At 72.1% G+C, this 18,894-nt stretch carries 20 protein-coding genes; 9 read left to right on the top strand and 11 right to left on the bottom strand.

Annotated elements, in window-relative coordinates; genetic code table 11:
- Nucleotides 1-83 precede the first annotated feature (83 nt).
- A complete protein-coding gene (locus G6553_RS13830) occupies nt 84-1,004 on the bottom strand; it encodes an LCP family protein (protein WP_166193943.1) in 921 nt (306 codons plus the stop codon).
- Nucleotides 1,004-1,642, bottom strand: coding sequence for a hypothetical protein (locus tag G6553_RS13825; RefSeq protein WP_166193941.1), 639 nt, complete (start codon nt 1,640-1,642; stop codon nt 1,004-1,006). The genes G6553_RS13830 and G6553_RS13825 overlap by 1 nt, the downstream gene beginning before the upstream one ends.
- Nucleotides 1,643-1,853: 211 nt before the next feature.
- On the opposite strand from G6553_RS13825, the gene G6553_RS13820 reads away from it, so the two are divergent.
- From G6553_RS13820 to G6553_RS13810, 3 genes are all read left to right on the top strand, one after another.
- Nucleotides 1,854-5,636, top strand: coding sequence for a multifunctional oxoglutarate decarboxylase/oxoglutarate dehydrogenase thiamine pyrophosphate-binding subunit/dihydrolipoyllysine-residue succinyltransferase subunit (locus G6553_RS13820; protein WP_166193939.1), 3,783 nt, complete (start codon nt 1,854-1,856; stop codon nt 5,634-5,636).
- A gap of 128 nt (nt 5,637-5,764) precedes the next feature.
- Nucleotides 5,765-5,941: a DUF6104 family protein gene (locus G6553_RS13815; RefSeq protein ID WP_166193936.1), complete on the top strand. Its 177-nt coding sequence runs from the start codon at nt 5,765-5,767 to the stop codon at nt 5,939-5,941.
- A 15-nt stretch (nt 5,942-5,956) separates the two neighbouring features.
- Nucleotides 5,957-6,610, top strand: coding sequence for an acetoacetate decarboxylase family protein (locus G6553_RS13810; RefSeq protein WP_166193933.1), 654 nt, complete (start codon nt 5,957-5,959; stop codon nt 6,608-6,610).
- 164 nt (nt 6,611-6,774) lie between these two features.
- Here G6553_RS13810 and G6553_RS13805 read toward each other — a convergent pair whose 3' ends face one another.
- The 3 genes from G6553_RS13805 to G6553_RS13795 are packed head-to-tail and all read right to left on the bottom strand — an operon-like array spanning nt 6,775 to nt 9,309.
- On the bottom strand, nt 6,775-7,002 hold the full coding sequence (locus tag G6553_RS13805) for a hypothetical protein (protein ID WP_166193930.1): 228 nt from the start codon (nt 7,000-7,002) through the stop codon (nt 6,775-6,777).
- A 23-nt stretch (nt 7,003-7,025) separates the two neighbouring features.
- Nucleotides 7,026-8,186, bottom strand: a complete 1,161-nt coding sequence (locus G6553_RS13800) for a fatty acid desaturase (RefSeq protein WP_166193927.1) — start codon at nt 8,184-8,186, stop codon at nt 7,026-7,028.
- Nucleotides 8,187-8,229: 43 nt separating this feature from the next.
- On the bottom strand, nt 8,230-9,309 hold the full coding sequence (locus G6553_RS13795) for a ferredoxin reductase (RefSeq protein WP_166193924.1): 1,080 nt from the start codon (nt 9,307-9,309) through the stop codon (nt 8,230-8,232).
- 158 nt (nt 9,310-9,467) lie between these two features.
- Between G6553_RS13795 and G6553_RS13790 the strand changes: the two genes are divergently transcribed.
- Nucleotides 9,468-10,097 (top strand): TetR family transcriptional regulator, encoded by a 630-nt coding sequence (locus tag G6553_RS13790; protein ID WP_166193921.1) that lies wholly within the window; start codon nt 9,468-9,470, stop codon nt 10,095-10,097.
- A 31-nt stretch (nt 10,098-10,128) separates the two neighbouring features.
- Here G6553_RS13790 and G6553_RS13785 read toward each other — a convergent pair whose 3' ends face one another.
- The 4 genes from G6553_RS13785 to G6553_RS13770 all read right to left on the bottom strand — a co-directional run bounded on the left by G6553_RS13785 (nt 10,129) and on the right by G6553_RS13770 (nt 13,478).
- Nucleotides 10,129-10,812 (bottom strand): SDR family oxidoreductase, encoded by a 684-nt coding sequence (locus tag G6553_RS13785; RefSeq protein ID WP_166193918.1) that lies wholly within the window; start codon nt 10,810-10,812, stop codon nt 10,129-10,131.
- Complete coding sequence (locus G6553_RS13780) at nt 10,809-11,777, bottom strand: zinc-binding dehydrogenase (protein WP_166193915.1); 969 nt, start codon at nt 11,775-11,777, stop codon at nt 10,809-10,811. Before G6553_RS13780 ends, G6553_RS13785 begins: the two co-directional genes overlap by 4 nt.
- A 62-nt stretch (nt 11,778-11,839) precedes the next feature.
- Nucleotides 11,840-13,063, bottom strand: a complete 1,224-nt coding sequence (locus tag G6553_RS13775; protein ID WP_166193912.1) for an NADP-dependent malic enzyme — start codon at nt 13,061-13,063, stop codon at nt 11,840-11,842.
- Nucleotides 13,064-13,121: 58 nt separating this feature from the next.
- Complete coding sequence (locus tag G6553_RS13770; protein ID WP_347565709.1) at nt 13,122-13,478, bottom strand: S24/S26 family peptidase; 357 nt, start codon at nt 13,476-13,478, stop codon at nt 13,122-13,124.
- 111 nt (nt 13,479-13,589) lie between these two features.
- Here G6553_RS13770 and sodN point away from each other — a divergent pair, with 111 nt between their 5' ends.
- The 3 genes from sodN to G6553_RS13755 all read left to right on the top strand — a co-directional run bounded on the left by sodN (nt 13,590) and on the right by G6553_RS13755 (nt 15,386).
- Complete coding sequence (gene sodN, locus G6553_RS13765; RefSeq protein WP_166193909.1) at nt 13,590-13,994, top strand: superoxide dismutase, Ni; 405 nt, start codon at nt 13,590-13,592, stop codon at nt 13,992-13,994.
- Nucleotides 13,995-14,127: 133 nt separating this feature from the next.
- Nucleotides 14,128-14,568 (top strand): anti-sigma factor, encoded by a 441-nt coding sequence (locus tag G6553_RS13760; RefSeq protein WP_166193906.1) that lies wholly within the window; start codon nt 14,128-14,130, stop codon nt 14,566-14,568.
- A gap of 35 nt (nt 14,569-14,603) precedes the next feature.
- Entirely contained in the window at nt 14,604-15,386 is a 783-nt protein-coding gene (locus tag G6553_RS13755; protein WP_347565708.1) for an RNA polymerase sigma factor SigF, read from the top strand.
- Here G6553_RS13755 and G6553_RS13750 read toward each other — a convergent pair.
- Nucleotides 15,383-15,853 carry a hypothetical protein gene (locus G6553_RS13750; protein WP_207619765.1) on the bottom strand — a complete coding sequence of 157 codons (471 nt, stop codon included), beginning with the start codon at nt 15,851-15,853 and terminating at the stop codon, nt 15,383-15,385. The two genes, G6553_RS13755 and G6553_RS13750, sit on opposite strands and share 4 nt — an antisense overlap.
- 223 nt (nt 15,854-16,076) lie before the next feature.
- Between G6553_RS13750 and G6553_RS13745 the strand changes: the two genes are divergently transcribed.
- Nucleotides 16,077-16,328: a WhiB family transcriptional regulator gene (locus tag G6553_RS13745; protein ID WP_011755173.1), complete on the top strand. Its 252-nt coding sequence runs from the start codon at nt 16,077-16,079 to the stop codon at nt 16,326-16,328.
- A gap of 90 nt (nt 16,329-16,418) precedes the next feature.
- Here the strand turns inward: G6553_RS13745 and G6553_RS13740 are convergent, their stop codons facing one another.
- On the bottom strand, nt 16,419-17,942 hold the full coding sequence (locus G6553_RS13740; protein WP_347565707.1) for a histidine kinase N-terminal domain-containing protein: 1,524 nt from the start codon (nt 17,940-17,942) through the stop codon (nt 16,419-16,421).
- A gap of 78 nt (nt 17,943-18,020) precedes the next feature.
- Between G6553_RS13740 and G6553_RS13735 the strand changes: the two genes are divergently transcribed.
- Nucleotides 18,021-18,881, top strand: coding sequence for a DUF2785 domain-containing protein (locus G6553_RS13735; RefSeq protein ID WP_166193897.1), 861 nt, complete (start codon nt 18,021-18,023; stop codon nt 18,879-18,881).
- Nucleotides 18,882-18,894: the final 13 nt, after the last annotated feature.

The raw sequence follows: 18,894 nt of genomic DNA, 5'->3' as shown, positions 1-18,894 counted from the left end.
GAGGCCGCAGTCGGGTCCCGGGGTTTCGACACGCTCGCTGGCGCTCGCTGCTCAACCAGCGGAGGGCGGCGCGGGGGGTGGGCTCAGCAGCGGCGGAGGGAGGCGTCGGAGCGGGCGGCGGCGCCGTAGCGACGGGCCTGGGCGACGTTCGGGCGGACGATGGAAGCGCCACGGACGTTGCCGATGGAACCGCCGACCACGCAGGTCGTCACCTTCGCCGGGTCGACGTGGGCGAGCGCCTGCGCGAAGCGGAAGAGCTCGCCGGGCGGCAGGTCGGTGTGCAGGTGCTGCATGACGGTGAGCACGCCGCGCTCCACGAAGCCGGGCTCGTCGGCCCGGGCGCGGACCGCCTGCTGGATGCCCCGCAGGACGCGTTGCTGGTTGGCGGACCGGTCGAAGTCACCACCGGCGAGCGTCTTGCGGATGCGGGCGAACGCCATGGCGCCGTACCCGTCGAGCCTGATCCGGCCGGGCGCGAAGCCGAGCGGCTTGAGGTCGTCGTCGGAGAAGCGGCGCGGGTTGCGGACGTGGATGCCACCGATGTCGTCGACCATGTCCTCGAAGAACGGGAAGCGGGTGACGAAGACGTACTCCGGCTGCACCCCCACGAGGTCGCCGACCGTGCGGCCCATCAGGGCGGGACCGCCGTACGTCAGCGCCGAGTTGACCCGGCCGTGGCCGTGGCCGGGGATCGGCACCCAGGAGTCGCGGGGCACGCCGATCGCGACGGCCGAGCCGGTGCGGGTGTTGAGGCCGACCAGCTGGATCGCGTCGCCGCGCGAGCGCAGCATCGGCTGGCCCGGGCGCGCGTCCGACCCCACGGCGAGCACCCAGATGACGTCCTGGTCGCGGACCGCGACGCCGTCGGCGCGCTCGACCTTGACCAGCGCGACGTCGGTGCGGTGGACGGCCGCGTCGGGCACGACGAGCGCCGCGGCGGCGAGCACGAGACCGAGCGCACCGGTGCGCAGCGTGTGCCGGAACCTCCGGAACGGAGCGGACATCAGGACCTCCCCCGGGAGACGTCGTAGCCGAAGACCTGCCAACCGCCGTTGCGCCAGGTCAGGTAGAGCCGGCCCTGCACCCGGTCGCGGCGCTCGACCCTGCCGCGGGTGTCGAAGACCAGCAGCACCCGACCGGTCACGGCGACCGGGCGGCCGCGGACGGCGAGCACGTCGAGCCGGAGCTCGCGGCGGCGCACGTCGACGGCGCTGATGCGGCCGGCGAGGGCGACGTTGGTCATCAGGCGCAGGTCGCGGCGGGCCTCGTCCTTCGCCCCGCTGCTGAAGCCCGGGAACGCCTGGCGGAACCCGCCGGAGCGCGGGAAGTCGCCGCCGACGTACGCCGCGTCCAGCCACCCGTCCACGACTCGACCGACCGCCCGCTTGAGCTGCTTGCGCCGGTCCGCGGGCAGCCGGCCGGTCACCTCGCCGATCGTTACCGACGTCGGCACCGTCGTCTCGGCCGACCGGACGACCGCAGCCTCGCGGTGGCCGGCAGGACGGTGCTCCGCCGCCGGCTCGGCGTCGTCGGAGCAGGCCGCGAGACCGAGGGTCATCGCCAGGGCCAGCGCGAGCGTCGCGACGGCCGGGAGCCGCCGGCCGGGGCGGCGTTCCGCCCGGTCGCGGGGGGTGGGGGACATCGCTGGTCCGCTCCCTGAAGTGTTGTAAGTCAGTCGGTCCGGCCCATGTTCACCCGGCTTCCGCCCCGGCTTGCAACCGGCGGTGGTGTGGATCCGGTCATACCCTGCATCACAGGCGACCCTGACCGGCGCATTTGCTTCGGTGGGGGACTAGCCTTGGCTCCCGACACCCCACCCCCGCGCGCTCACTTTGGAAGAGGCGAAGCAAGTCGTGCCGCAGTCCTCTGGCAACCAGTCCTCCGAACGTTCCACCGGCTCGGAACCACCCGCTGACTTCGGAGCCAACGAGTGGCTCGTCGAGGCGATGCACGAGCAGTACGAGAAGGACCCCGCGAGCGTGGACCCGCGGTGGGTGGAGTACTTCCGCAACGGCGGTGGCGACGGATCGAACGGGTCGAGCAACGGCTCCTCGAACGGCGCGCCGGTGAAGACCGAGGCTCAGCCGAAGCAGGAGGCCCCGAAGCAGGAGGTCCCGAAGCAGGCCGCCGAGCCGAAGCCGGCTGCGAAGCAGGCTCCCCAGCAGGAGGCCGAGAAGAAGACCGAGCCGAAGGCGACGCCGCGGCCGGAGAGCAAGGCCGCCGAGCCGGCCAAGGGCACTTCCTCCCCCGAGCCCAAGGAGAAGCGCCCCGCCGAGCCCGCCCAGGCGAGCGACGAGCCGTCGTACACCGTGCTCCGCGGCATCGCGGGCGCCACGGCGAAGAACATGGACATCTCGCTGTCGGTCCCGACGGCGACCTCGGTGCGCAACATCCCGGTCAAGCTGCTGTGGGACAACCGGATCGTCATCAACGGCCACCTCGAGCGCGCGCGCGGCGGCAAGGTGTCGTTCACCCACCTCATCGGCTACGCGATCGTCAAGGCGATCAAGGCGCAGCCGGCGATGAACAACACCTACGACGAGATCGACGGCAAGCCGACCATGGTGACGCCGGCGCACATCAACCTCGGTCTCGCGATCGACCAGGTCAAGGCGGACGGCACCCGCCAGCTGGTCGCGCCGTCGATCAAGGCCTGCGAGTCGATGGACTTCGCGCAGTTCTGGACCGCCTACGAGGACATCGTCCGCAAGGCGAAGAACAACAAGCTGACGATGGAGGACTACTCCGGCACGACGGTCAGCCTCACCAACGTCGGCGGCCTGGGCACCAACAACTCGGTCCCGCGCCTGATGAAGGGCCAGGCGGCGATCATCGGCGTCGGCTCGATGGACTACCCGCCGGAGTTCCAGGGCGCCTCTGAGGAGACGATCGCGCGCAACGCGATCTCCCGCATCCTGACGATGACCTCGACCTACGACCACCGCGTCATCCAGGGCGCGCAGTCGGGCGAGTTCCTCGGCCAGGTCGCGAAGTACCTCCTCGGCCAGGACGGCTTCTACGACGAGATCTTCCGCTCGCTGCGCATCCCCTACGAGCCGATCCGCTGGAACGCCGACGTCTCGGCCTCCCACGACGACGAGATCGACAAGCAGGCCCGGATCCTCGAGCTGATCCACGCCTACCGCGTGCGCGGCCACCTGATGGCCGACACCGATCCCCTGGAGTACCGCCAGCGCAGCCACCCCGACCTGCGCATCGAGTCCCACGGCCTGACGCTGTGGGACCTCGACCGCGAGTTCCCCACCGGCTCCTTCGGTGGCGAGGGCCGGCGCTTCATGAAGCTGCGCCACATCCTCGGCACGCTGCGTGACTCCTACTGCCGCACGACCGGCATCGAGTACATGCACATCATGGACCCCGAGCAGCGGCAGTGGATCCAGGAGCGCGTCGAGCAGCCGCACCAGAAGCCGCCGCGCGAGGAGCAGCTGCGGATCCTGCTGAAGCTCAACCAGGCCGAGGCGTTCGAGACGTTCCTGCAGACCAAGTTCGTCGGCCAGAAGCGCTTCTCCCTCGAGGGTGGCGAGACCACGATCCCGGTCATCGACGAGATCTGCGAGGCGGCCGCGCAGGCCGACCTCGACGAGGTCACCATCGGCATGGCCCACCGCGGTCGCCTCAACGTGCTGGCCAACATCGTGGGCAAGAAGTACTCCCAGATCTTCCGGGAGTTCGAGGGCAACATCGACCCGCGCACGGTCCAGGGCTCCGGCGACGTGAAGTACCACCTCGGCGCCGAGGGCGAGTTCGAGGCCGGCTCGGGCCACAAGATCAACGTGTCCGTGGCGGCGAACCCCTCGCACCTCGAGGCGGTCGACCCCGTGCTCGAGGGCATCGCGCGCGCCAAGCAGGACGTGCTCGACCGCGGCCCGGAGTACCCCGTGCTGCCGCTGCTCGTCCACGGCGACGCGGCGTTCGCGGGCCAGGGCGTCGTGGCCGAGACGCTCAACCTCTCCCAGCTGCGCGGCTACCGCACCGGCGGCACGATCCACGTGATCGTCAACAACCAGGTCGGCTTCACGACCTCGCCGGGCTCCTCGCGGTCCTCGCTGTACGCCACCGACGTCGCGCGCATGGTCCAGGCGCCGATCTTCCACGTCAACGGTGACGACCCCGAGGCGTGCATCCGGGTCGCGCGGCTCGCCTTCGAGTACCGCCAGGCGTTCAACAAGGACGTCGTCATCGACCTCGTCTGCTACCGCCGGCGCGGCCACAACGAGGGCGACGACCCGTCGTACACCCAGCCCCTCATGTACGACCTCATCGAGCAGAAGCGCTCGGTGCGCAAGCTCTACACCGAGTCCCTCATCGGACGTGGCGACATCACGATCGAGGAGGCCGAGCAGGTCCTGCGCGACTACCAGCAGCAGCTGGAGCGGGTCTTCACCGAGGTCCGCGAGGCCAGCACGCAGCCGTCGGAGTGGACGACCGTGCCGGACTACCCGGACAAGCCGGCCGGCGAGGCGAGCACCGCGATCTCCCCGGAGGTCCTCAAGCGGATCTCCGACGCCTACACCACCCCGCCGGAGGGCTTCACCGTCCACCCGAAGGTGATGCCGCAGCTGCAGCGCCGGGCGCAGGCGATCACTGACGGCCCGATCGACTGGGGCACCGGCGAGATCCTCGCCTTCGGCTCCCTGCTGATGGATGGTCGCCCGGTCCGCCTGGCCGGCCAGGACTCGCGCCGCGGCACGTTCGTGCAGCGCTTCGCGACGATCATCGACCGCACCAACGCCGACGAGTGGACCCCGCTGAGCTCGCTCACCGAGGACCAGGCGAAGTTCCACGTCTACGACTCGCTGCTCTCGGAGTACGCCGCGCTCGGCTTCGAGTACGGCTACTCGGTGGCCCGCCCCGAGGCGCTGGTGCTGTGGGAGGCGCAGTTCGGCGACTTCGTCAACGGCGCGCAGATCGTCATCGACGAGTTCATCACCGCCGGTGAGAGCAAGTGGAACCAGCAGTCGGGTGTCGTGCTGCTGCTGCCGCACGGCTACGAGGGCCAGGGCGCGGACCACTCCTCCGCCCGGATCGAGCGGTTCCTGACGATGGCCGCCGACGAGGCATTCGTCGTCGCGCAGCCGAGCAGCCCTGCGTCGTACTTCCACCTCCTGCGCCAGCACTCGCTGGGCGAGCGGCACCGCCCGCTCATCGTCTTCACGCCGAAGTCGATGCTCAAGCGCAAGGAGGCGGCCTCGCAGCCGGCGGAGTTCACCGAGGGCACGTTCCGGCCGTTCGTCGGCGACGCCGCGGCCGACCCGGAGAAGGTCGACACGCTGCTGCTGTGCTCGGGCCGCGTGACCTGGGACCTCATGGTCGAGCGGGGCAAGCAGGAGCAGGCCGAGCGGTTCGCCATCGGTCGCGTGGAGCAGCTCTACCCGCGCCCGATCGACGACATCAAGGCCGAGATCGCGCGGTACCCGCACCTCAAGGAGGTCCGCTGGGTGCAGGACGAGCCGCGCAACATGGGCCCGTGGCCGCACTACCAGCTCAACGTGTGGCCCGAGGTCGACGCAAAGGTCGTGCCGGTGACCCGGCCCGCCTCCTCGTCGCCCGCCGTCGGCACCGTCAAGCGGCACCAGGCCGAGCAGAAGGAGCTGCTGGCGCAGGCGTTTGCCTGACAGGAACCGTCCGAGGAACGAGGACGGGTCCGTCGTCAGGCAGGTCGAGCAAGCGTCACGGCTGAGCCTGCGAAGCCGTGAACCGCGTGTCGAGACCCAGTGAGGCTAGGCAGGGCCTGGAGGTAGCCATGTACTTCACCGACCGAGGCATCGAGGAGCTCGAGCGGCGCCGCGGCGACGAGGAGGTCACGTTCGCGTGGCTCGCCGAGCAGCTGCAGGCGTTCACCGACACCCACCCGGAGTTCGAGACCGCCGTGGAGCGTCTCGCCACGTGGCTCGCGAGGCTGGACGACCCCGAGGACTGAGGGGATGATCAGCGGGTGACCGAGACCTCCTCCCCCGTCCCCTCGGCCCCGGCCGAGACCCCGGCGTACCCGGCGGCGCCGTGGCAGATGACGGGGTCGCTGTTCCTCTCGCTGTTCCGCGTGCCGACCAAGGTCGACGACCTGCGGCCGGCCGGGGTGTACGGCGCGGCGTTCGTGTCCTACGAGGAGCCGAGCCCCCTTACCTACTCCGAGCTGCTCGTCGCCCGCCCCGTGAAGGCGCCGGGCTCGAGGGGTCGCCGGGTCAGCATCACCGACATCTGGGTCGACTCCCCCGCGTCGGTCGCCGGCGGCCGTGAGCTGTGGGCGATCCCGAAGGGGCTGTGCGACTTCCGGCTGGAGTCGGAGTACCGCGGGCCGTTCGCCCGCACCGAGTGGAGCGCGACGCTCGACCGTCGCCCGGTCGCCAGCGCGCGCTTCACCGACGCGGCAAGGCTCGTGCCGCGGGTCCCGTTCAAGGGCCAGACGTGGCAGCCGGGCATCGCCGACACCGACGGCGAGGAGCGCCGCGCGACCCTGCAGGGCAGCGCGAAGGCGATGCCGTGCTGGGGCGCCTGGGAGTTCGACCCCGACGGCCCCCTCGGCTGGCTCGCCGGCCGCCGCGCCATCGCGTCCTTCCGCATGCGCGACTTCCGGATGTCCTTCGGCTGAGCCTCCCGGCCCGGCCGGTCCTCGTCCGGGCCGGTCCGTCCGGGCAGCGTCGGTTCATCAAGGTATGCAGCCGAGCCGTCACTCCCCCAGGTGAGCTCACCGTGGGGAGTGATGGTTTCCCTGCATACCTTGATGAACCGCCGGACGCCCCCGGCCGCGACGGCTCAGGCCTCGGGCAGGCCGGGTCGGTCGTCGGCGGACTCGAGGGTGGCGCGGCGGGCCGCGTCACGCAGCTCGAAGACCTCGGTGGCCAGGCCGCCGAGGGCGCCGGCGACGTCGCGGACCGCGCGGGTGAGGATCGTGGCGACCTCGCCCACGGCGGTCGCGGTCGCCTCGACCGCACCCTGCACGGCGTCCTTGCGGATCTCGGCCTTGCTGAGGTGGTCGGTCATGGGTCCAGTGTGTCCCGGGCGCCTCAGGCGGCCAAGGTGGTCTCGGACTCCGGCGCGACCGCGTCCTCGCGCTTGCGGTCCGGCAGCGCGAACCGGCAGATCTTCCTTGCGACGCTGAACAGCTGCTTGCCGAGCGGACCGGTGTTGTACGGCAGCTCGTAGCGCTCGCAGATGTCGCGGACCTCCTCGGCGACCTCCGGGTAGCGGCGGGCCGGCAGGTCGGGGAAGAGGTGGTGCTCGATCTGGTGGCTGAGGTTGCCGGTCATCAGGTGGAAGAGCTTGCCGCCGGTGATGTTGGCGGAGCCGAGGAGCTGGCGGAAGTACCACTGGCCGCGGCTCTCGTCCTCGCACTCCTCCTGGGAGAAGGTCGCGACGCCGGCCGGGAAGTGGCCGCAGAAGATGATGTTGAACGCCCACACGTTGCGCACCAGGTTGGCGGTGGCGTTGCCGGCGAAGGTGAGCGGGAACAGCGGGCCGGTCAGCGCCGGGAACAGCAGGTAGTCCTTGACGGCCTGGCGCTTGACCTTGCGCATGATGCCGGCGTGCAGGGCCTTGTTGTCCTCGATCCTGCGCTTGCCGGCGACCAGGTTCTCGACCTCGAGGTCGTGCATCGCGACGCCCCACTCGAAGAACACCATCAGCAGGAACGCGTACAGCGGGTTGCCGAGGTAGTAGGGGTGCCACGGCTGGTCCTCGTCCATCCGCAGGATGCCGTAGCCGATGTCGCGGTCCTTGCCGAGGATGTTGGTGTAGGTGTGGTGGATGTAGTTGTGGCTGTACTTCCACTGCTCGCTGGGGCACACGTTGTCCCACTCGTACATCCGCGAGCTGAGGCCGGGGTCGCCCATCCAGTCGTACTGGCCGTGCATGACGTTGTGCCCGATCTCCATGTTGTCGAGGATCTTCGACACGCTGAGCGAGGCGACGGCGAGCGGCCAGGCCGGCGGCAGGTAGAACAGCGCGCGGCCGGCGATCTCGAAGGCGCGCTGGGCCTTCACGACGTTGCGGATGTACGTCGCGTCGGCCTCGCCGAGGTCGGCGAGGACGCGCTGGCGGATGGCGTCCATCTCCTCGCCGAACGACTCGAGCTGCTCGGGGGTGAGCCGGCCGAAGATGCTCGCCGTGCTCTCCGGGGCGTCGGTCGTGGCGGCGGTGTCGGGAGCAGCGTGCTGGGTGGCGGTCATGGTGTTCCTCTCGTCGGGTGCGGAGGCAGGTTCGGGAGGGTGGTCAGAGGTCGACGGTGCAGTCGCCGACGGGGGCGGAGACGCAGATCCGGATCTCCTCGTCCGGCAGCGAGGACTCCTCGCCGGTGAGCACGTTGCGCACGGTCCCCTCGCTCTTGCGGGAGACGCAGGAGAAGCAGATGCCCATCCGGCAGCCGGACTCGGGCGTCAGCCCGAGCGCCTCGGCCTGGTCGAGCAGCGTGTCACCGGTGTTCGCGCCGGCGGCGCCGGAGCGGCTGAAGACGACGTCGCCCTCGGCCGCGTCGGACCCGGCGACCTTCGGTGGCTTGAAGTACTCCAGGCGGAGCGCCGGCGAGTCGGCGTACGCGCCCTTGACCGCCTCGATGAGCGGCGCCGGGCCGCACGCCCAGGTGGGCACGTCGCGGTATCCGGGGACGTGCCGCTCGAGGTACGCCGGCGACAGCGCCGGGTCCCCCAGCTCGGGGTGCAGCAGCGTGACGTCGATGCCGTGGCCGGACCGCCGGACCTCGTCGAGCTCCGCGGCGAAGATCTGGTGCTCGGGGCTCTGGGCGTAGTGCAGGAACGTCACGTGCCCGCGATGCGTGCGGCGCTGGAGCGAGCGCAGCATCGACATGACCGGCGTGATGCCGGAGCCGCCGGAGATGAACAGGATCCGCTCGGGCACGGCGTCGGGGAGCACGAACTCCCCCTGCGCCTGCGACAGGTGGACCATGGTGCCCGGCCGCGCCCGCCCGACGAGGTAGCGCGACACGAGGCCCTCGGGGTTGGCGCGCAGGGTGATCGTGAACCGGTCACCGGGGCGGCTGTCGGGGCTGGAGATGGTGAAGACGCGGGTCGTGCGGCGCGCGCCGTCGATCTCCACGCCCACCTGGACGTGCTGCCCGGCGCGGTGGCCGCGCCACGTCGAGGTGGGTTGGAGGGTGATCGTGGCGACCGGCGGGTGGCCGGGCACGTCGACCTCGCGGTGCACGTCGACGACGCGGGCCCGGACCTCGTGCGCGGCCCACATCGGGTTGACGAGCTCGAGGTAGCGGTCGACGCCGTGCGGCGAGGTCAGCGCCGCGAGCGTGCGGCTGCGCAGGACGGAGGTGGCGAGCCCCATGAGGTTGCTCCTTCGTGGGTGGCACGGGTTCGGTGAACTGCTTCGGTGAACGACTGTGCACTCTCAGGTTGCCGAGGAACTGCGGGTCTGGTCAAGGTCTGGCCAGGTGAGGGTGCACACACGTCCACCGGCGGTGTGACGAGGGCTACGATGAGGACGTGACGGAGACCCGCGTCGAGCGCAAGGAGCGCACCCGCCGCGCGATCCTGGACGCGGCGCTACACCTGTGCGAGGACAGCTCGCTGGTCGCCCTCTCCCTGCGCCAGGTCGCCAAGGAGGTCGGCATCGTGCCGACCGCGTTCTACCGGCACTTCGAGTCGATCGAGGCGCTCGGCCTCGCGCTGGTCGACGAGTCGTTCGTGTCGCTGCGTGCGATGCTGCGGGACGTACGCCGTGGCGAGGGCGCCGCCGACGGCTTCGCCGGCATCGTCGACTCCTCGGTGTCGATCCTCGTCGAGCACGTCCACCAGCAGCGGCAGCACTTCCGGTTCATCGCCCGCGAGCGCGCGGCGGGTCCGCCCTCGGTGCGCGAGGCGATCCGGCACGAGATCGAGCTGTGCGAGCGCGAGCTCGCCACCGACCTGGCGCGCCTGCCGGGCACCGAGCAGTGGTCGGGCGAGGACCTGCGGGTGCTGTCGAACCTGATCGTCACCGCGATGGTCGCCACCGCCGAGTCGATCCTCACCGCGTCGGGGCGCCCCGACGTGGAGAGGCAGCTCGCCGAGAACGCACGCACCCAGCTGCGCATGGTCCTCATCGGGGCCATGCAGTGGCGCTCGAGGCCCTAGCAGGCGAACCGTCCGGTCCCGTCTGACCGGGTCAGCGGGGCTGGACGAGCACCTCCGGCACGACCGCGTCCGCGGGCAGGTCCAGCACGTGCAGGACCAGGTCGGCGACGGTCTCCGCGCGGACCCAGGCGCCGGCGTCGTACTCCTTGCCCTCCTGGCGGTGCACCTCCTCCTGCATCGGGGTGGCGGTGCGGCCGGGGAAGACCGAGGTGACCCGCACGCCGTTGCCGGCCTCCTCGGCGCGCAGGGAGTCGGCGAGGGCGCGCAGGCCGTGCTTGGAGGCGGCGTAGGCGCCCCACTCGGGCTTGGCGGTCCTGCCGGCGCCGGAGTTGAGCAGGACGACCGTGCCGCGCGCGGCGCGCAGGGCCGGGAGCGTGAGCCGGGTGAGCACGGCGGGCGCGACCAGGTTGACGACGAGCTGGTCGGTCCAGGCGCTGGTGGGCAGGTCGGCGACGGTGCCGAGCTCGACGACGCCGGCGGCGTGGACGACCGAGTCGAGGCGCTCGGGCAGCGCGAGCCCGTCGAGCGTCTCCGGCCGGGCGAGGTCGGCGACCGGGACGTCGGCGCCGGGGTACGCCGCCGCCAGGTCGCCCGCGCGGCGCTCGTTGCGAGCGAGGAGCACCAGGTGGTCGCCGCGCTCGTGCAGCCGCCGGGTGACGACCTCGCCGATGCCGGAGCCGGCGCCGGTGACGAGATGGGTCCGCGAACCGGTCACAGCGTGAACACCACCTTGCCGAACAGGTCACCGCCGGCCATCGCCTCGAACCCGGCGCGGGCCTCGGTCAGGGGCAGCACCCGGTCGACCAGCGGACGGACGCCGGTGGCGTCGAGCATCGCGACGAGCGCGGCGAGCTCGTTGCGGGTGCCCATGGTGGAGCCGACGACGCGCAGCTGGCGGTAGAAGATCCGGGTCAGCTCGGCGTCGTCGGGCTGCGCGCCCGAGGTCGTGCCGGAGATGACGATCGCCCCGCCGGGTCGCAGCGACCGCACCGAGTGCGACCAGGTGGCGCGCCCGACCGTCTCCATGACGGCGTCCACCTTGACCGGGAGCCGCTCGCCGCTGGCGTGCACCTCGTGCGCGCCGATCTCCAGCGCCCGCTGCCGCTTGCCCTCGTCCCGGCTGGTGGCGAGCACCCGCAGGCCGGCGGCGCGCGCCAGCACGATGAGCGCGGTGGCGACGCCCCCGCCGGCGCCCTGGACGAGCACGGTCTGGCCAGGCGTGCAGCGGCCCTGCGTGAACAGCATGCGGTACGCCGTGAGCCAGGCCGAGGGCAGGCACGCGGCCTCCTCGAACGACAGCGAGGCCGGCTTCGGCACCAGGTTGCGGCGGGGCACGACGACCGACTCCGCGAAGGTCCCCCAGTGCCGCTCCGAGAGGATCGCGCGGTCCGGGTCGAGCGTCTCGTCGTCGGCCGCGCCCGGGTCGCCGATGACCGCGTGGACGACCACCTCGTTGCCGTCGTCGTCCACCCCGGCGCCGTCACAGCCGAGCACCATCGGCAGGGCCTCGGCCTTGATCCCCACCCCGCGCAGGGTCCACAGGTCGTGGTGGTTGAGCGCGGCGGCGCGCAGGCGCACGCGCGCCCAGCCGTCCGGGACCTCCGGCTCGGGCTGCTCCCCCACCACGAGGGCGGAGAGCGGGTCGTCGGGTGCGAATCGTTCGGCGTAGACGGCGAGCACGGCGGCCCGGTGCCCCTCTCGGCGGCGGCTCAGCAGCCGGTCAGCGGTCGCTCAACGGTCGGTCAACGCCGGGCGACGCCGTCGCGACGCGCGGCCTCGGCGACGGCGGAGGAGACCGCGGGACCCACCCGGTCGTCGAACGGCGACGGGATGACGTAGTCCTCGGCGAGCCGGTCGCCCACGAGCTCGGCCAGCGCGTCGGCGGCCGCGAGCTTCATGCCCTCGGTGATCGCCGTCGCGCGGACGTCGAAGGCGCCGCGGAAGATGCCGGGGAACGCCAGCACGTTGTTGATCTGGTTCGGGAAGTCCGAGCGACCCGTCGCGACCACGCGGGCGTGGCGGTGGGCCACCTCCGGCAGCACCTCGGGGGTCGGGTTGGCCAGGCCGAAGATGATCGCGTCGTCGGCCATCGTCGCGACGTGCTCCTCGGGAACGGTGCCGCCCGAGACGCCGATGTAGACGTCCGCGCCGACCAGCACGTCGGCCAGGGACCCGGAGCGGCCGGTCACGTCCGCGGTGAGCTCGGCGACGACGCGCTTGATGGGCGTGAGGTCGTCGCGGCTGGAGCTGAGCACGCCCTTGCGGTCGGTGACGGCGAGGTCGGTGATGCCGGCCTCGAGCAGGATGCGCGCCACCGCGACGCCCGCGGCGCCGGCGCCGGAGATGACGACGCGGGTCTCGCCGGGGGTGCGGCCGGTCAGGCGCAGCGCGTTCTTGAGCGCCGCGAGCGCCACGACCGCCGTGCCGTGCTGGTCGTCGTGGAAGACGGGGATGTCGAGGCGCTCCTTGAGCCGGTCCTCGATCTCGAAGCAGCGCGGGGCGGAGATGTCCTCGAGGTTGATGCCACCGAAGCTCGGCGCGAGCCGCGCGACGGTCTCGATGATCTCGTCGGTGTCGGTGGTGTCCAGGCAGATCGGGACGGCGTCGACGTTGCCGAACTGCTTGAACAGCACGGCCTTGCCCTCCATCACCGGCATCGCCGCGGCCGGGCCGATGTCGCCCAGACCGAGCACGGCGGTGCCGTCGGTCACGATGGCGACCGTGTTCGGCACCCACGTGTAGTGCTGGGTCATCGAGGGGTCCTCGGCGATGGCGGTGCAGACCCGGGCGACACCCGGGGTGTACGCCATCGAGAGCTCGTCGGCCCCCGTGAGCGCGACCGTCGAGACCGTCTCGAGCTTCCCGCCTACGTGCAGGTCGAAGACCGGGTCCCCGGCACGGGGGTGGTCGGGTGCTGCGGCCTGCGGTGCCTCGGGAGCCTCGGTCGTCTCGTGCGGTGTCGCCATGGTCGGCCACTCTGGCACAGCCGTCGACCGTGGCAGACGGTGTCCAGGATGGTGTGGGTCACAGCAGCCGTGGACGGGGCCACAGCCGGGCGCGGGCGACCGCCAGCACGTCCTCGTCCCGGACCGGTCCCCGGTGCCGGGAGTCGACACCGCGGTCCGGGTCGTCGCTGAGCAGCCACCACCCGGGCCGTCCGGACGCCGTCGTACGTCGCTCGACCGCCCGCTTGACCGCGACCGTCCCGTCGGCCAGCCGCGCCACCACCACCCGACCCGGTCGGGGGGCCACGCCGTGGAGCACGAGCAGCCGGTCGCCGGGGGCCAGCGTGGGCCTCATCGAGTCGCCGGAGACGTGCGCCAGACCGATCCTGGGCACCGGTCCCGGGCCGCGGCGACCTGCTCGTGCGTCACGTGACACGCGGAGTAGTGTCGCAGCAGGGGCCGGCCTCCGTGCCGGCCCGCCCGGCTCCACCGCACAACCGAAGGCTCCGCCGACCACGGGCGGAGCCACCCACCTGAGAGGACGGCAATGTTCGCGCGACTCTTCGCTCCCACCCTCGAGGTCTCGGCCCACTGCGACCTGCCCTGCGGCGTCTACGACCCCGCGCAGGCCCGCTACGAGGCCGAGTCGATCAAGGCCATCATCGCCAAGGTCGCCGACAACGACGACCCTGACTTCCGCACCCGCGCGGTCCTCATCAAGGAGGAGCGCTCGAACCTGGTCAAGCACCACCTGTGGGTGCTGTGGACCGACTACTTCAAGGCCCCGCACTTCGAGAAGTACCCGCAGCTGCACACCCTCTTCAACGAGGCCACCAAGCTCGCGGGCGGTGGCGGCGGCACGAAGGCCACCTTCGACGCCGAGAAGGCCGACCAGCTGATCGCCAAGATCGACGAGATCGCAGAGATCTTCTGGGAGACCAAGAAGGCCTGAGGAACGAACGCCTTCTTGGTCGTCACAGGGAAGGCGTGAGGCGGGACGGGGCCGGTCGCCGGGGGAATCCCCCGGCGACCGGCCCCGACGACTATGGTCACCTCGACGGTCCCAGCGAAGAAGGACGAACCACATGTCTGTCACGGCCAGCGGTCCCAGCCAGGACCGTGCCGACGTCGAGCTGCGGGTCCCGGCCGACGGCGCCTACGTCTCGGTGCTCCGCACCACCACCGCCGGCCTGGCCGCGCGCCTGGACTTCACCATCGACGACATCGAGGACCTGCGGATCGCGGTCGGCGAGGCCAGCGCGATGGTGCTGCCCGAGGCCGACCCCGGCTCGGAGCTGCAGTGCCGCTTCTGGCTTGCTCCCGCGCAGATGACGGTCTCGGTGAGCGTGGAGGCCTCGTCCCCCGCGGCGCCCGACGAGGACAGCTTCGCCTGGCAGGTGCTCACCACCCTCGCCTCCTCCGCGTCGGTGCAGTCCGGTGACGGCCGGCTGGGCGTGACGATGACGATGCGGGCGCTCGACCTCGGAGGGGACGACCTCGAGGCGGCGCTGGGCGCCGGGCGCTGAGGATGGACTCCTCGCGCACGCAGGATTCACCGGAGGTGGACGCACCGCCGACCGGGGTGGAGCTGACCCGGTTGCGCAGCGCCGAGCTCTTCCGCGAACTCCACGACGCGGGTGCGCCGCAGCACGTCCGCGAGCGGGCGCGTGACGACCTCGTCCACCTCCACCTGCCGCTGGTGGAGCACTGCGCGCGACGCTTCCGCAACCGGGGCGAGCCGTTCGAGGACCTGGTGCAGGTCGGCACGATCGGGCTGATCAAGTCCGTCGACCGCTTCGACACCGACCGCGGCGTGGAGTTCTCGACGTACGCCACGCCGACGATCATCGGCGAGATCAAGCGCTACTTCCGCGACAAGGGCTGGGCGATCCGGGTGCCGCGGCGGCTGCAGGAGCTGCGGATGCAGATCGGCTCGGCGACCGCCGAGCTGACCCAGTCCCTGGGCCGCTCCCCCACGCCGCGGGAGCTCGCGGAGGCGATCGGCTGCACGGTCGAGGAGATCGTCGAGGGCATCGAGTCGAGCAACGCCTACTCCACGCTGTCGCTCGACGCCAGCGACGACTCCGACGACGGCGCCGCCTCGATGCTCGACGCGATCGGGGTCGACGACGCGAACCTCGAGCACGTCGAGATCCGCGAGTCGATCAAGCCGCTGCTGGACCGGCTGGACCCGCGGGAGAAGAAGATCCTGCTGCTGCGGTTCTTCAAGAACATGACGCAGTCCCAGATCGCCGAGGAGATCGGCGTCTCGCAGATGCACGTCTCGCGTCTGCTCAACCGCACGCTGGTCCAGCTGCGGACCTCCTTGGAGGAGGCGGACTAGTCCGCCTGCCGGTCCGCCTCACGCCCCCCGCGACCGGTGCCCGTCGGGTCGTCGGTGAGCACCGCGGTGCTGGCGGGGTGGAAGACCCCGGCGAGCACGATCGCGGCGACGACGGCGAGGCCGATCGCGACCAGCGGCAGGTTGCCGCCGCGGAAGGACCAGGCGACGCCGAGGCTGATCAGCTGCGCGAGCACCACGGGGCTGCGCGACCAGGTCGCGTGCTGCCGCAGGCCCCAGGCGCACAGCAGGAGCGCCGCGCCGCACAGCAGGAAGAACCCGGTCGTGGTGACGTTCATGGTGACCCGACCCGAAGTCAGGTGGGCCAGCTCCGCGACGGCGAGCAGCACCAGCACCAAGCCCTCGACCGCCGTCAGGGATGCCGCGACGACAAGGGGCGCGGGGGTCGCGGTCGCCCCGCTCACGCGGTCGTGGCCGGCACCGGTATCGGACGGATCCATCGAGGGCACCGGTCGAGCCTAGCCGGGTCCGGAGAGGCCCCCGCGGGAGCACGTGCGCGGTGCGCCTGTGACGGAAGAGACCATCGCAAACGCTTGTATAACGTTCCAAAGATTGCCACGCTGGACACTCGCTCGTGAATGCGTTCACTTTGCTGTGCCCCGGACACGAGCCCGCAGGCCTGAGCTGCCCCTGGCCTGCACGTGCGTTGTAGAGAGTAGGGATTCCCCAGCCATGGATTGGCGCCACCGTTCCGCCTGCCTCGACGAGGACCCGGAACTGTTCTTCCCGATCGGCAACACCGGTCCGGCCATCCTCCAGATCGAGGAGGCCAAGCAGGTGTGCCGACGCTGCGAGGTGCGCGAGCAGTGCCTCGCGTGGGCGCTGGAGGCCGGGCAGGACCACGGGGTCTGGGGCGGCCTCAGCGAGGACGAGCGTCGCGCGCTGAAGCGCCGCAACGCCCGGGCCCGCGTCCGCACCGCCTGAGCGGCACCGTCCAGAGCCGCACCGCCTGAGCCGCATCGCTAGAGCCGCACCGCCCGGCCTGACCGCCGCCGGGCGCCGGAGCCGGCGGGCTCAGACCAGGGGTACGTCGACCGCGGCCCGCGTCCCGGAGCCGCCCGGCACCGCGCCGAGCTCGAGCCGGCCGCCCAGCTCCGACTCGACCAGCGTCCGGACGATCGAGAGCCCGAGGTTGGTCGAGCCGTCGAGGTCGAAGTCCTCGGGGAGGCCGCGCCCGTCGTCGTCGACGGTGATCCGGAGCCGACCGTCGCCGCGGCGCACGGTCAACCGGATCGTGCCGCCGTCCCCGTCGGCCTCCCCCAGCCGGGACAGGTCCTCGGGCACGGCCGGCTCGGCGTCGCGGTCGACCTCGTAGCCGTGCTCGACGGCGTTCTGCAGCACCTCGGTGAGGACCATCGCCAGCGCGGTGGCCGACTCCGAGGGCAGCGCGCCGAACTCGCCGTCGCGCAGCACCCGCACGCGACCGGCGACGGCGCTGACCTCGATGACCATCGAGGAGAGCCGGTCGGCGATCTCGTCGAAGTCGACGTTCTCCTCGCCGGCCTGGCTGAGCGTCTCGTGGACGATCGCGATCGAGCCGACGCGGCGCACCGCCTCCTCCAGCGCCATCTTGGCCGCCTCGGAGTCGATGCGGCGCGCCTGGAGACGCAGCAGGGCGGCGACGGTCTGGAGGTTGTTCTTCACCCGGTGGTGGATCTCGCGGATCGTGGCGTCCTTGGTGACCAGCTCCCGGTCGCGGCGGCGCAGGTCGGTGACGTCGCGGACGAGCACCAGCGCGCCGATGCGGTTGCCCTGGGGTCGCAGCGGGATCGACCGGACGATGAGCGAGACGGTGTCGGTGCCGATCTCGGTGTCGCGGTGCGCGCGGCCGCCGAGCACGGCGCTCAGCGTCTCCTCGTCCGGCCGGCGCCGCGGCGGCACGAGCTCGCGGGTCAGGTCCGCGAGCGAGAGCCCGGCCAGGTCGCCGGAGAGGCCGAGGCGGCGGTAGACCGAGAGCGCGTTCGGGCTGGCGTAGGCGACCCGGCCGAGGGCGTCGACCCGCAGGAACCCGTCGCCCACGCGCGGGGAGTCGGCGTGGTCGCTGCGCTGCCCCGGGGCCGGGAACCGGCCGTGGGCGATCATCTGGGTCAGGTCGGCCGCGGTCTGGAGGTAGGACAGCTCCAGGCGGCTGGGCGTGCGCACGCCGAGCAGGTTGGTGTTGCGCGCGACGACGGCGATCACCCGGCCCGCGCGGCGCACGGGGATCGTCTCGACGCGGACCGGCACCTCGTCGCGCCACTCCGGGTCGCCCTCGCGGACCAGCCGCCCCTCGGCGTACGCCGCGTCGAGCAGCGGCCGCCGGCCGGCCGGGACGAAGGTGCCGACGACGTCGTCGACGTACGCCGTCGGGCCGGTCGTCGGGCGCATCTGCCCGGCCGCCCAGAATCCGGCGCCGGCGCGGTCGGGCAGCCACAGCACGAGGTCGGCGAAGGACAGGTCGGCGATGATCTGCCAGTCGGCCTGCAGCAGCTGGAGCCACGCGACGTCCTCCGGGGAGAGATCGGTGTGGCTGCGCACCAGGTCGGCGAGGGTCGGCACGCTCCGTGACCCTACTGCCGTGCGCCCGAGACCTCCGCCGGGTCGGCCTGAGCGAGATTCGCTGGCAGGATGGGGGCCATGTCGGGGCAGTACTGGAAGCAGGTCCACGCCTCCGGGCTCGCGGTGCCGGACGACCGACCGCTGGAGGACCTGACCGCCGACCTGACCCGCATGCTGGGGGACCCGGATCCCGAGCTGCGCGAGGCCACCGCCTGGCCGGTGCTGGTCACCTGGATCGGACGCGGCGTGTACGACGACCTGCTGGTCGGCCTCGGCGACGGCATGTCCGCCGGGTTGCGGACGGGGCTCGGCGAGGTCGGCACCGACAGCGTGCTGCGGCGCAGCTGGTCGGCCCGGGTGCTCGCCGAGTGCCTCGAGCGCGACAACCTCCGCTCGCTGCTGCCGGCCGGGAAGGTGCTCGACTGGGGCGACCGGATCGCGACCTGGCTGCTGCGCGAGCAGGACGTCCGCGGCTTCGTGCCCGGTCGGGGCTGGGCGCACGCGGTGGCCCACGGCGCGGACGCGCTCGGAGCACTGGCTCGCTCCCCCCACCTGGGCACCCCCGAGCTGACCGTCGTGCTCGACGTCGTCGCCGACCGGGTGCTGCTGCCGGTGGACCAGCTGTTCGTCAACGCCGAGCCGGACCGGCTGGCCCAGGCGACCATGACGGTGCTGCGCCGCGACGAGGTGCCGCTGCAGGTGCTCGAGCCCTGGATCGCCCGGCTGGTCGCGGCGGCGGCCGTGCAGGCGTCGTACGACGGTCGCGACCCGCACCTGACCGGCGGCAACGCCGAGGCGTTCCTGCGGGCGCTGCACCTGCAGCTCGCGCTGGCGCCGGACCCGCCCGCGGTCCGGGCCGACCTGCTGCTGGTCGTCGTCGACGCCCTGCGCCACACCAACCCGGGTCTGCGGCACGTCGGGGCTTCCACCTCCGTGTGACCTGCGTTGCACA

Origin of the sequence: Nocardioides sp. IC4_145, assembly GCF_011250565.1 — a bacterium.
GTDB lineage: Bacteria > Actinomycetota > Actinomycetes > Propionibacteriales > Nocardioidaceae > Nocardioides.
The sequence above is the reverse complement of the archived record's forward strand: the minus strand, read 5'-3'. Positions and strand labels throughout refer to the sequence as shown.